Source organism: Pseudoalteromonas sp. MER144-MNA-CIBAN-0113, from assembly GCF_040308965.1.
GTDB lineage: Bacteria > Pseudomonadota > Gammaproteobacteria > Enterobacterales > Alteromonadaceae > Pseudoalteromonas > Pseudoalteromonas tetraodonis.
In genome coordinates, this window is sequence record NZ_JBEOOG010000004.1 from 1 (window position 1) to 12,060 (window position 12,060).

A 12,060-nucleotide genomic window follows, 5' to 3' on the forward strand; every position below is an offset into this window, starting at 1 on the left:
GTTCAGGGTTCAGGGTTCAGGGTTCAGGGTTCAGGGTTCAGGGTTCAGGGTTCAGGGTTCAGGGTTCAGGGTTCAGGGTTCAGGCAACAATGATAAGCGACATAAAATAATCCAGTTCAAGTAGTTAGCTTCGTTTATTTTAATAAGTACTAACTTGATCTATCAGGTTTGAACTGTAGGACTTTATCAAAGCTGATGGTCGCATTTGTGCTATGAGCGGATAAAAAGTGAATTTGAAAGCCTGTTGGGTGGCGCCTTCGGCTTAACCAACCTACATTTTGACGTAGGTCGGATAAGTGGCGGAGCAACGCCATCCGACAAAAATGATGAATTTATCAGAAACAGTCCAACTTACCGCGTTAACGTTACCAGTGACTGCTTTGTGCCATTTGCAGACAGTGGTAACGCCTGTGTAAGCAGCGGAAGCAGTTGACTAAAGAAGCAGTTGACTAAAATTAGTGAAAAAAAGCAGCCATCTGTTCACCGTCTACTCTTAATACGCTGGTTATAAATCTAACTTAGCTACACACATACGCTACAAATAAGCTGGTGCAATTCCAAGTAGTCTTCAAGCTCAGGCTTATCCGTGGACATCCTTGCTTCATATATATCTACAAGGAAGCCTTTGCCTGGAGGGAAAACGTCCTTAGCAACTCCACTACAAATCAAATCCATCCAATAGTCCAGCTTCTCACCTTCCATATAATACTCAGCGAGTTTTGCCATTGCCGCATAGCATTGTTCAGTTGTAGGCCATTTCATAATGATTCCTAGATTTATAACGCCTTTGGCAACGGCGGTGTTTTTGGAAACAAAAAACGTAACAGTTTACGTAGGACCAGCACGAAGTGCGTGGGTACCTAAACTTTTTAACTTTGTGATGTATCTCTCACTACTTAGCCTTTGCTTTACAATGCTGATAAATACACTCTAATAATTCATGAAGCTCACTATTTACTGCTGCTTCTTGATCTGGATTTATATTGTGACCATTGGCAAAACAAATATATAAATCATTTATACTTCCCATTCCTCCAAACTTTTTAAGTACAGTTCGTGCTGATGACGCAGAACGAACATCACTAAGCCTCCAATTGCGAACACCGTATTTGCCTAATAGCTCATTGTAAGATGTGATTGCTTCGTTTAATTCCATAACTCTCAAATACAGTAACGCCCGCAACAGCGGTATTTATGGAGGGGATTGGCTTGTGCTAGCGTAGCGATAAGCACAAGCCAAGCGCCGGAATAAATATCCGGCTGCTTGCGTTTGTTATGGCTTTTTATAGCTGACCAGCCTTAATTTTACCGGCAATATCTAGCAGAATCTGAATCAACCCGCCTTTGAATAAAAACGCGTCAGTGAAGGTGTGCTCTTTTGCCGAACCATAGCTCTCTTTACGATCAAGGGTCACAAAAGAATACCCGCCCCCGCCGTTACCGTCGGCGTTGAAAGCACGCCCAAGCTTTAGTCGCTCACCGTCAATTTCAGTTTTATCATGAAACTGGCCTTTGGGCAGGCCGCCTTCAGCCTCGGTTTTAAAGAATTTGTGCTGCAAGGTATCCAAGTACCACTGTAAGCCGCGCTTGGGGAATTCGATTTGGTAATGCAGCCATTCACTTTCTTGTGTCTCAAGGTCGGTGAAGTAGTCAGCAGTTGCCAATATTAAGTGATCGGCATCAATTAAGAAGTAATAAGTAATATTAGGGTTTCGGTCATCTTGAATGCTGGCAACCACACGGGGGTCTTGGGAAATGGTTAAGGGGTCTATCTCATTAAATTGCTTCATGTTTGTTCCTTAGGACTTATTCAGTGGAATGCGGGTAACAATGCCGTCTTTTTCCAGCTTGCCCAATGTTTGAGGGTTTTTATCGTAGGTGAAGGTTTCCAGTGGGCCATAGTCTTGGCCGGTCTTAGGTTCACCAAAGGGCGTAACCGGGTTATTGGCGGTATTGTCCTTGGTCATACCGTTACCCAAAAACTGTTCGTTAGCACCGAGCTTTTTGTTCATTTGGTGGCGCATATCCAGCAACACAGTCTGATCTTCATCGAAGCCGAGGCTTTTGGCGTGCTTGTTAAATTGCTGTTTATTATTAAGGTCTACACCTTTACGCTTAGCGGTGCCATGAATATGCTCATAGGCTTCGCTGTATTCCGGTGTCATGCAGGGCTCGATGAGGTATTCACGGCCTTCAAATTCATCGGCAATTTCTTTTTGTGAAAACTCGCTTAAATTGCCATAGGTGGGAATAAAACTCACCATATCGCCTTTGGCGTTGGCCTGTTCTTGGTCAATAAGCAATAAGGTGTAATCGGCCTCGGGGTTGTAATCAATACCAACGGCCTTGGTAATCAGTTCAGCGTCCTTATCGGCATGCTCTAGTTGTGTGTAAGTGGTTGTCCAGTAGGTGGCGGTGGTTGCTCCCTCTGGCATATAGCCAATGGTACCGCTATCACCCGCGTATTTGGACTCAATGACACGCACGATAAACTTATCGCTTAATCCCTCATCGACAATACGCGCCTTATCGGCCGTACTGTATGGGGAGCGCGGAAGCTCCTGTTTGGCTTGGCGGCATTCCTGTACTTTTTTTGTGGCCTGCTCCATGCGTTGTAAAGTTTCTTCTTTGTTTTGCGGGGATTGAGGCAGATGGCTGTCGCTAGTGGCGGGCGCGACAGCGCCGCCACCAGAACCACCACTATCGCCAATCAGTACCGTCGGGCAGCCAATGACAATCTTTCCTCCGTGGCCGCAGGAATCGCCCATGCGGGCAGCGGGTTTGCCATTGATCAAGACAGTAGATGTGCCTGAGGCGGCTTTGTCAGGCGGCCCAACGCAGACGGCCATATCGCCGACGCGGGCGGCGGGCATGCCGCCGATAATCACATTGGTCGAACCCTGTACAATTGGGCCGCCCACATGGGGCACCGGGCCGGGTTCAACTTTGGGACAGACGTGCATATCGCCCAATCGGGCAGCGGGTTTACTCATGAAACATTCCTTGTCATTTGAAAGGGCAGGATTATACCGGAATTATCAGGCTGCGAGGCCATAACGCCGCATTCAGCGGCTTGTCCGCTGCAATGCCTGGTTAGGCTTGGCTACTAGGCTTTCAATTATTGCAACAGCTTTCTCCACGCCGTGTTCTTCTCGCAAATTAGCTCCCAGCGCGGCGGCATGTTCGATTATAGTTTGATTTGTGGTTACCTCTCTAATACCTGCCGCTAGTCTTTCCACCGTCAGCTTTTTCAATGGAATAGGAGCTGCTCCGGCGCCCAGCGAATGCACACGATTTCCCCAAAAGGGTTGATCACCAAAAAATGGAATAACAATTGAAGGCTTGCCTGCCCGTAAGGCAGCAGCCGTGGTTCCAGCGCCGCCGTGGTGAACCACTCCACACACGCGAGAAAATAACCATGAGTGAGGCACTTGATCAACCGCAATCATTCCCTGCGGCAAAGCCTTAATTTCCATACCGCCCCAGCCTGTTGCCAGAATCCCCCGCACGCCTGCGCTTTGCAGTGCCTCAATGACGATACGTGCTAGGCGTTCGGGGTCACGCCCTGTCATGGATCCAAAGCCAACATACACAGGCGGCGGACCTGTCTCCAAAAAGGTCGAAAGCTCTGGTGAAGGTTCATAATCGTCATCATCTTGGGTATGCCAATAACCACAAATGCTGGCGGTTTGGGGCCAGTCGTCAGGTCGTGGTAGTGCCAAGTGACTAAAGCCATGAATAACCGGAATTAATGTGCCATCGGCGGTATGTAAAAGGCTAAACCGCTTTCCTTTAGGCAGTTGATTTGCTTTGCGCCAAGCTCGAGCATACTTAGCCACCGACAACCCAATCAGTCTATTAACAAAGCTATAGGAGAGTCTGTTATACCACCCGCCCAACCTCAGCCGTGGCAGCATCATATTTGGATATTTAGCCGTAGGCACTAAGCCGGGTACTACCAGCGCCAGTACAACAGGAACACCGAGCTTTTCAGCGATATCGGGGGCGGTAAACGCTTTAGGGTGAAACACAATGATGTCAGGCTGAGATTTTTCTGCTGCGGCCCAGCTCTCGTCCGCAAGGGCACGTTGGATTGGGCCAATTTTTTTGAGTAAGCCTAGCGTGCGCTTTACGACTTGAAATATATTGTTTGTATCTTCCAATGCGCCTTGATCTTCTGGTGCATCCAACAACCTCAGCATACCGTCGTTCATGAATGCGTATTGCAGCCCAGCAAGTTCGATATCCTCTTCAAATCGTGAACTCGTGGCTAACGTGACGCAATGCCCAGCCCGCTTCAAGCCTTGCCCCAAGGCAATATATGGCTGCACATCGCCTCGGGTTCCGTAGGTCAGTATAAGTATGTTCATGTTTAGCCTAACATTTTAATAGTGCGCTCATCGCGCATATTTCTGCCGACTAAACACTCATTTTTCTGCATGATATAGTTTTAACAAATAACCTAATGTATTACTATGACTAATTTTTCTAGAATTTTAAGTAAAGTTTAATAGAGCAATAATGCGCGCGTCGCTCATTTTCATGAATATATGCGCAAAGAACAGCTTAACCAATCAATTAACGACGATATTTAGCCACTTTCAATGACCGGTTATCGCTCATAGCAGCTTGTCAGGTGAAGTCTAAACTAATTCTCCTCAGCTGTAAGATCAGATATGAGCTACTACACCTATATGGCTTGCCTTTTTATTTTTATAATGTAATTGGCCGGTCAATTTCTTTTTAAATTTATATTTTATTACTGTGTTTATCGCGGATTGTTTTTTTAAGCTGTTTTTTAATTAAGGTTTGCTCGCAATATAATGCAACAAGAACTCCAATAAAACTCGAAAAGATCACAATAAGCCAATAGTAAATACTATTAAAAATGACCACCCCTGAAATAGATAGATACAAATTGAATGGAACCACAAAAATTAAAAACCCTAAGACTTTGATAAACTCCCTAAATAGCTGAGAGTCCATTTTTGCTGAGTTTATATGAGCATTAATAGTTTCGTCTGACACATTACCTAGCTCAGCATATTCCTTTTTCAACCAATTGAGATAATCCAATTTCACTTCCTTTTTTATATTTTTCGCTTCAATCACCTGATTTCATTCTCGACAAAATAATTACACTTTATTGATTACATGTAAACAATACAATGACTTAACACTTAAGCTGTGTGCTAAAAAGAACTAACAGGGAGAGGTAGTGAATTAAGAAGATGCAGCAAACCACGGCGCTAAATTTAACGCCGTGTTGGGCTCTTTTTACTGACAACTGATAGCTAAAAACTGAACGCTTTTATTTACGTCTTCTATTTGGCGCTCTTTGGCCTGTAATACGTTTTTTATCGCGATCTTTACGCGCTTTGTTAGTGTTTTTGCGGTTATCTTTGGGTGGCTTATTTAAGTCGGGCTCGTAGCCTTCAAGCCATTGTGGTGTTAAGCGGGTATCAAGCAATACTTCAATTTCTTCAAGCAGCCATTGCTCATCTAAGCTCACTAATGACATCGCTAAACCTTGCTCGCCAGCACGCCCTGTACGGCCAATACGATGCACATAATCTTCAGCTATGTATGGCAATTCAAAGTTAATTACGTATTTAAGTGCCGGTATGTCTAAACCGCGCGCCGCTACATCGGTGGCCACTAAAACACGCGTACTGCCTTCTTTGAAGTTTTGTAATGCGCGGTCGCGGGCACCTTGCGATTTATCACCATGAATAGATTCGGTTTTTAAACCATCTTTACACATTTCTTTGGCAAGCTTATCGGCCATTTGTTTTGTGCGGGTGAATATAAGCACTTGGCGCCAGTTTTTCATGCCAATCATGTGCGATACCAGCTCGCGCTTTCTGTCTTCATCTACTGCGTAAATAACTTGTTCAACCTCTACAGCAGCAGAGTTGCGCTTATCGACTTCAATAAGCTCAGGGTCTTTAAGTAATTTTTTACTTAACTCAAATACACTGTCATCAAAGGTGGCTGAAAACAGTAAGGTTTGACGATCGCCTGGGATATGACGCAGTATTCGTCTAATTTCGTCAATAAAACCCATATCAAGCATACGGTCTGCTTCATCAAACACCAAAGAGTCCACGCTTGAAAGCACCACACTGCCCTTCACTATGTGATCAAGTAAGCGCCCTGGCGTTGCCACTATTACTTGTGCTGTTTTAAGCGCTTTAATTTGTGGGCCAATACTTGCGCCACCATAGGCAAGTGCACCTTTTATATCTGTACCTTGTGCGTATTTTTCAAAGCTTGCAAATACTTGCTGAGCAAGCTCCCTAGTGGGCGTTAAAATAACCACACGGGCAATGCCTGGTTCGTCTTTTTTAGCGGTATTTAAAAGCTTATGTAATAGCGGCAAAACAAAAGCGGCTGTTTTACCAGTACCAGTTTGAGCGCTGCCCATAACGTCTTTGCCCGCTAAAATTGGCGGTATCGTTTTGTGCTGAATGGCGGTAGGCGTAGTGTAATTATTTTGCTCTATTGCCGTTAATAGTAACGGGTCTAGGGCTAGTGATGAGAACGATGTGGCAGACATAAGCTTGGCTTTAAAATAACAAAGAACGCTATTATACCTGAGCTTAAGTAATAAAAAAGGCGCTAAATAGCGCCTAAGTAAAATGAAGTATTTAAGCCGGTTTTAATGTGGCTTTACGCTCATTATAAAATGCAATTAAATCATCTACGGTGCTTTGACAGTATTCACGAATACCCGATACCACCATGTGTTTTTCACCAAAACCCACCTTTTCGCCGTTTTCTAATAAATTAAAGCGCAAGGTTATTTTGCCGCGTTTACCAGCGTATTCAAAACTTGGCTCTGCAAACTCTAGGGTCGGTGATTTAATATCAATGTTATTAAGATTAATGATCATTGATTCATAAATAATCATAGGGCGCGCAGGGTTTATCATTACCTCTTGCTTGCCCATTAAAGGAATAATTACATGCGGGAACGCAGCACCTGAGAACTCAACATAATTTTTTATTAAACTGTTTGTAAGTGTTGGGCATTTACTGGTTTTACCGTCGCGTTTAACCTTTAAAATTACTTTTTCGCCATGGTTTACATCAAACTCTTCTCCAGGTTGTTCTGGAAAATTTAGCTTGGTATTTTCATCAACCATACCGGCAAAGGTAAACTCCATTCGCTCACTAATGCCATAGCGGTCTAACACTAGAGAAAAAAGTAAGTCTCCTGGTGCGCAAAACTTTTTAGCGTCTTTATCATGAAGCGGGTTGTAGTCGTCTGCTACACATTTAGCAAAGCGACAACCTTGCTCACGAGAAATTGAAACATAATCAGCATGCTGCTGATAGTAAGGACTTAACATAGTGTGTTCACTGCTTAAACTGCTTATAACCTAGCTATACTACCAGAAAAAAATCTTGAGAGGTCGAATCTGTTTAATAAAGGCGAAAAATGATAATTTGCAACTCGCTAATTTACTAAGTAAATTAGGCAAATACGAGTTTAAGGGATTAACTAATGAAGTATTTTTCTTTATTAATATGCGCGGTTTCATTTTTAATTGGCTGTAATAACGTTACTTACACAACCAATATCGACGACGAGGTTTTATCAGAACACGTTTCAAGCCACATTAAAAAACGTGGCCTAGAGCAGTTTTACAGTGTTCAGGACGCTCTCGATAGAGGTGCAAGCCCCCTTGGTGGAATAAAAGGCGAAAGCTGCGATGTTTCAGATGATACGCGAACATCCTCAATTAGCTATAACCGTTTGAAATCACAAGCTATAGAATCCCTTAAAAACGATGTGCTTTCTTTAGGTGGCAATGCATTTACACTAGAGCAGTGCCAATCAGTATCCCGCTACAATTGTGATTTAGCCGTTATTTGTAGCGGACAAGCCTATAATTATTAATAGCTCAAAATTATCTAATTGAGACTATAACGCTATGTAATTCGTTTTTTCTTATTTCCCCTATCAAACAACAAGCTGTATTTGCCAATGACTTTTTACTTTTTAGCTGCCGCTATTTTATGTGTTTTCCCACAGTGTAAACTCACTGTATTTCGCCAACCATTATGGCAATACTTATTGCTGCTAAGTGTTATTACTGCCTATTATCAAGAATATATAAATTTAAACGCGGTTGCTGTTATAGCTGTTTATGTAGGATTGTTTCACTTTACGCTATTGGCAACCTCAGCGTTAAAACGTAATGTTCTAACGTCTTTATTTTTAACGACCTCCCTCGGGTTAGCCTTACATTGGTTTGCGGGTTTTAATAACCTGCCAATTGTTGTTAATGAACAAGTCACCAGTAACGCAATTGCATTTACCCTGTATGCTAATTTTGATAAAGCATTAGCGGGTTTAATGCTGAGCGCTTATTTTTTTGCAAAAAACAAAACGATAAAGCCAGTGACTATCGGCCACCCTATTTTAATTATAACTATCACCATTTTAGCGGCGCTTATAACTGCTTTAATATTGGGCCTTGTTGAATTTGCGCCAAAAGTACCTGAATTTTGGTTGTTATTTATAGCTATCAACCTACTTTTTACCTGCGTTGCAGAAGAGGCATTATTTAGGGGAGTGATACAAACTAAGCTTTCAAAACTAATAACCCCGAGCAGGTTTGCACTGCTCGCACCGGTGATCAGTACTTGTGTATTTTCACTGGCACACTTTTCAGCGGGTACTCATTATATGCTTGTGGCGGCCGTTGCAGGTTTTGGTTATGGCTATATTTACTATAAAACAAGCCGATTAGAATGGGCCATTTTATGTCATTGGCTCGTTAACGTGTTTCATTTTTTCTTATTTACTTACCCTATGCTGGCAACTCCATCTTAGAATTACAGGCACAAAAAAGCCGCTTAAATTAAGCGGCTTTTGAATCTGTATACGCGATTACGCACTTGGGTAATCGCGGTATGCGCGTTCTATCTTTTTAGCCTGCTTTTTAGAAATACCTAAATGGGCAAGCGCAACACGTAAACGTGCACGCGATAGGTCAGATCCTAAAATTTCCATTGCATCTAATACCGAAGTTGATGATGTTTTGCCGGTAATAGCCACAAATATAGGCTCTAAGAAGTCTTTAATTTTAAGCTCGTGGAAAGTGGCTACTTCTTTTGCAATTGCAAAAATAGCTGGCTTTTCAAAGCTACGTAAGCCTTCTAACTGCCATACAAAAAATTGTAATGCTTGGCGAATAACATCTTCATCAGCTTTACCGGCTGTTAATAGCGCTGGGTCGTAAGTCGGGATGCCGCCTACAAAGTGCCCTGCTAAATCAACCATGTCAGAGAGTGTATTTATACGCGTTTTAGCTTCAGGTAAGACTTTAGCCAGCATGTCGCCATTAAATTTCCAGTCAACAAAACGCTGCATTAGCTCTGCATCAGTTAAGTTTTCGCGGATCCACATACCGTTTAACCAGCTTAACTTGTCTACGTCGAATACTGGGCCACCAAGCGATACACGCTTCATGTCAAAATGTTCAATCATTTCATTAAGGGTGAACTTTTCACGCTCATCAGGCATTGACCAACCCATACGGCCTAAGTAGTTTAGTACCGCTTCTGGTAAGTAACCCATTTCTTTGTAGTAATTAATAGACGTTGGATTTTTACGCTTAGACAGTTTTGATTTATCTGGATTACGCAATAATGGTAAGTGACCTAGTACCGGTGCTTCCCAACCAAAATCTTCATACAGTTTTAATAGCTTAGGCGCTGAGTTTATCCACTCTTCACCACGGAAAATGTGGCTAATTTGCATATGGTGATCATCCACCACGTTAGCTAAAAAGTACGTTGGAAAACCATCCGCTTTTAATAGCACTTGCATGTCTACGTTTTCCCACGGGATCTCAATTTCGTCGCGTAGGTAATCGTTAAACTTAAAGGTACCTTCGCTTGGGATTTTCATACGAATAACGTACGGCTTACCAGCAGCTAGGTTTGCTTTAATTTCGTCTTCTGTATGGTTTAAGCCACGACCATCGTATTTAGGACGCAGACCTTCGGCCATTTGCTCTTCACGCATTTGGTCCAGTTCTTCGCTGGTTGCGAAACAGTAGAATGCTTTGCCGTCTTCAACTAACTGATGAGCGTATTTTTTATATAAATCACTGCGTTCAGATTGACGGTATGGACCAAACTCACCACCTACATCAGGACCATGATCCCATTCAAGGCCTAACCAGCGTAAGCTATCCATGATGGCTTGTTCAGATTCAGGTGTGCTGCGAACTTGGTCAGTATCTTCAATACGAAGTACAAATTCACCGCCTTGCTGTTTAGCAAAACAGTAGTTAAATAAGGCAATGTAAGCGGTGCCAAGATGCGGGTCACCAGTTGGCGACGGAGCAACACGGGTACGAATTGTCATGGTAATGTCTCTTTTAATAAGTGAGATGGTATGAAATACCAATAAATATTTTAAGCGGCTACTTTGTTTAAGTAAGCAATAATATCGTTTGATTCATAAAGCCATTTTACTTGGCCATCTTGCTCAATACGTAAACAAGGTACTTTAACTTTTCCGCCTTGGTCTAATAGCTCTTGGCGGTATTGCTCATCATTTTTTGCATCGCGTGTTTCAATTTTTAAGCCTTCACGCTTAATTGAACGGCGCACTTTTACACAAAAAGGGCATGCTTTGAATTGATAGAGCTTAAATTGTGCGGTTTGCTGATCAAGCTTAGTTTGCTCTTGCGGATCACGTTTTTTGCTACGCGGCGTAAAAACAAAATTAAAAAATAAGATGATACAACCTAAAACCCAGCGAACTAATTTCATCTTCAATACTCTTTACAACAAATTTAAGGTGCAAGATTTTAACACAAAAAAGCGCAACACTATAAGCGGATTATACGTTGCGCTATATCGTTAAAAAAGTGCTTAATTACAACACCACCATATCATCTCTGTGTAGCACTTCCACGCCGCTATCGTAATCAAGTAACTGGCTGATTTGATTAGAATGTGCGCCTTTTATTTTATCGATTTCAAGATGGCTAAAGCGCGTTAACCCCCGTGCAATAATTTGCTGGTTTACATCAATTAAGTTAATTAAATCTCCACGTTCAAATTCACCTATTGCACGCGTAATACCTTTAGCAAGTAAACTAGCCCCCTTAGATTGCAATGCATGCACCGCACCGGCATCAATTAAAATTTGGCCACTACTTTTAGGCCCTGCCAATAACCATTTTTTTCGACCATCTTTAGGCGCGGTAAGTTTTAAAAAACGGGTGCCTGGTAGTTGCTCGCTCATGCATTTTAAAATCACATTTTCATCCGCGCCTTTGGCAATAATCACCTCAACCCCAGCTCTTCTGGCAATATCTGCGGCCTGTAATTTGGTTGCCATACCCCCTGTGCCTAGGTTCGTACCGCTGCCACCCGCAAGTTGGCGTAACTCATCATTAATATGGGTAACTTCGTCAATCAAGGTGGCGTTAATGTCGGTGCGCGGATCGCTGGTGAATAACCCTTGTTGGTCGGTCAGTAGCAGTAACTTATCGGCATTGGCTAAAATAGCCACCAATGCCGACAAGTTATCGTTGTCACCTACTTTTATTTCGCTAGTAGCAACTGCGTCATTTTCATTAATGATCGGTACTACATCGTAATTTAATAGGGCATTGAGGGTATCGCGGGCATTTAAATAACGCTCTCTGTCGTCAACATCCGCGCGCGTTAGTAGCATTTGCCCCACGTTAACACCATACAACGCAAATAAGCTTTGCCAAATATGAATGAGCTGCCCCTGTCCAATGGCGGCCAACATTTGTTTGTCTATTAATGTGCGCCCACAGGGTTTTAATAGCTGTTCGCGACCTGCGGCAACCGCACCACTAGAAACTAAAATAACCTGGTGACCTTGCTTTTTTAGCTCACAGCATTGGCGAACAAGTTCCACCATATGTGCTTTGTCTAACTTATCGGTACCGCCAGTGAGTACGCTTGTACCTAGCTTTACAACTACGACCTGTTCCCTTTGCATGTTTTTTACTTAGTGCAATAAATGATGAATTTATTTATACCAGTTCGGTATTT

At 42.8% G+C, this 12,060-nt stretch carries 12 protein-coding genes and 1 pseudogene; 2 read left to right on the plus strand and 11 right to left on the minus strand.

The window, feature by feature from the left end; all coding sequences use genetic code 11:
- Positions 1 to 522 precede the first annotated feature (522 nt).
- The 8 genes and pseudogenes from AAEY57_RS01790 to AAEY57_RS01825 all read right to left on the minus strand — a co-directional run bounded on the left by AAEY57_RS01790 (position 523) and on the right by AAEY57_RS01825 (position 7,355).
- Entirely contained in the window at positions 523 to 762 is a 240-nt protein-coding gene (locus tag AAEY57_RS01790; RefSeq protein ID WP_350605926.1) for a hypothetical protein, read from the minus strand.
- A gap of 130 nt (positions 763 to 892) precedes the next feature.
- Complete coding sequence (locus tag AAEY57_RS01795; RefSeq protein WP_024602320.1) at positions 893 to 1,156, minus strand: DUF6966 domain-containing protein; 264 nt, start codon at positions 1,154 to 1,156, stop codon at positions 893 to 895.
- Between the two features lie 127 nt (positions 1,157 to 1,283).
- A complete protein-coding gene (locus tag AAEY57_RS01800; RefSeq protein WP_024602319.1) occupies positions 1,284 to 1,790 on the minus strand; it encodes a hypothetical protein in 507 nt (168 codons plus the stop codon).
- 915 nt (positions 1,791 to 2,705) lie between these two features.
- A pseudogene (locus AAEY57_RS01805) lies at positions 2,706 to 2,993 on the minus strand (PAAR domain-containing protein); the annotation flags it as partial.
- Positions 2,994 to 3,065: 72 nt separating this feature from the next.
- Positions 3,066 to 4,370, minus strand: a complete 1,305-nt coding sequence (locus AAEY57_RS01810) for a glycosyltransferase (RefSeq protein ID WP_350605929.1) — start codon at positions 4,368 to 4,370, stop codon at positions 3,066 to 3,068.
- 379 nt (positions 4,371 to 4,749) lie between these two features.
- Entirely contained in the window at positions 4,750 to 5,112 is a 363-nt protein-coding gene (locus AAEY57_RS01815; protein ID WP_249928746.1) for a hypothetical protein, read from the minus strand.
- Positions 5,113 to 5,311: 199 nt separating this feature from the next.
- Positions 5,312 to 6,559, minus strand: coding sequence for a DEAD/DEAH box helicase (locus tag AAEY57_RS01820; RefSeq protein WP_036956563.1), 1,248 nt, complete (start codon positions 6,557 to 6,559; stop codon positions 5,312 to 5,314).
- 91 nt (positions 6,560 to 6,650) lie between these two features.
- A complete protein-coding gene (locus AAEY57_RS01825; protein ID WP_016900441.1) occupies positions 6,651 to 7,355 on the minus strand; it encodes a DUF3581 domain-containing protein in 705 nt (234 codons plus the stop codon).
- A 155-nt stretch (positions 7,356 to 7,510) separates the two neighbouring features.
- Between AAEY57_RS01825 and AAEY57_RS01830 the strand changes: the two genes are divergently transcribed.
- Both AAEY57_RS01830 and AAEY57_RS01835 read left to right on the plus strand, forming a co-directional pair.
- Positions 7,511 to 7,906 carry a hypothetical protein gene (locus AAEY57_RS01830; protein WP_350605933.1) on the plus strand — a complete coding sequence of 132 codons (396 nt, stop codon included), beginning with the start codon at positions 7,511 to 7,513 and terminating at the stop codon, positions 7,904 to 7,906.
- Between the two features lie 87 nt (positions 7,907 to 7,993).
- Positions 7,994 to 8,845, plus strand: coding sequence for a CPBP family intramembrane glutamic endopeptidase (locus AAEY57_RS01835; protein ID WP_350605936.1), 852 nt, complete (start codon positions 7,994 to 7,996; stop codon positions 8,843 to 8,845).
- Between the two features lie 57 nt (positions 8,846 to 8,902).
- Here the strand turns inward: AAEY57_RS01835 and gltX are convergent, their stop codons facing one another.
- The 3 genes from gltX to proB form a co-directional block, all read right to left on the minus strand.
- Positions 8,903 to 10,387, minus strand: coding sequence for a glutamate--tRNA ligase (gene gltX / locus AAEY57_RS01840; RefSeq protein WP_008111109.1), 1,485 nt, complete (start codon positions 10,385 to 10,387; stop codon positions 8,903 to 8,905).
- A gap of 50 nt (positions 10,388 to 10,437) precedes the next feature.
- Positions 10,438 to 10,797, minus strand: a complete 360-nt coding sequence (locus tag AAEY57_RS01845) for a glutaredoxin family protein (protein ID WP_350605939.1) — start codon at positions 10,795 to 10,797, stop codon at positions 10,438 to 10,440.
- Between the two features lie 106 nt (positions 10,798 to 10,903).
- Entirely contained in the window at positions 10,904 to 12,007 is a 1,104-nt protein-coding gene (gene proB / locus AAEY57_RS01850; protein ID WP_350605941.1) for a glutamate 5-kinase, read from the minus strand.
- Between the last annotated feature and the right edge of the window lie 53 nt (positions 12,008 to 12,060).

Excerpts from the sequence above, each read along its gene's own strand:
- AAEY57_RS01790 (WP_350605926.1), bottom strand. The coding sequence starts at position 762 with ATGAAATGGCCTACAACTGAACAATGCTATGCGGCAATGGCAAAACTC.
- AAEY57_RS01795 (WP_024602320.1), bottom strand. The coding sequence starts at position 1,156 with ATGGAATTAAACGAAGCAATCACATCTTACAATGAGCTATTAGGCAAA.
- AAEY57_RS01800 (WP_024602319.1), bottom strand. The coding sequence starts at position 1,790 with ATGAAGCAATTTAATGAGATAGACCCCTTAACCATTTCCCAAGACCCC.
- AAEY57_RS01810 (WP_350605929.1), bottom strand. The coding sequence starts at position 4,370 with ATGAACATACTTATACTGACCTACGGAACCCGAGGCGATGTGCAGCCA.
- AAEY57_RS01820 (WP_036956563.1), bottom strand. The coding sequence starts at position 6,559 with ATGTCTGCCACATCGTTCTCATCACTAGCCCTAGACCCGTTACTATTA.
- AAEY57_RS01825 (WP_016900441.1), bottom strand. The coding sequence starts at position 7,355 with ATGTTAAGTCCTTACTATCAGCAGCATGCTGATTATGTTTCAATTTCT.
- AAEY57_RS01830 (WP_350605933.1), top strand. The coding sequence starts at position 7,511 with ATGAAGTATTTTTCTTTATTAATATGCGCGGTTTCATTTTTAATTGGC.
- AAEY57_RS01835 (WP_350605936.1), top strand. The coding sequence starts at position 7,994 with ATGACTTTTTACTTTTTAGCTGCCGCTATTTTATGTGTTTTCCCACAG.
- gltX (WP_008111109.1), bottom strand. The coding sequence starts at position 10,387 with ATGACAATTCGTACCCGTGTTGCTCCGTCGCCAACTGGTGACCCGCAT.
- AAEY57_RS01845 (WP_350605939.1), bottom strand. The coding sequence starts at position 10,797 with ATGAAATTAGTTCGCTGGGTTTTAGGTTGTATCATCTTATTTTTTAAT.
- proB (WP_350605941.1), bottom strand. The coding sequence starts at position 12,007 with ATGCAAAGGGAACAGGTCGTAGTTGTAAAGCTAGGTACAAGCGTACTC.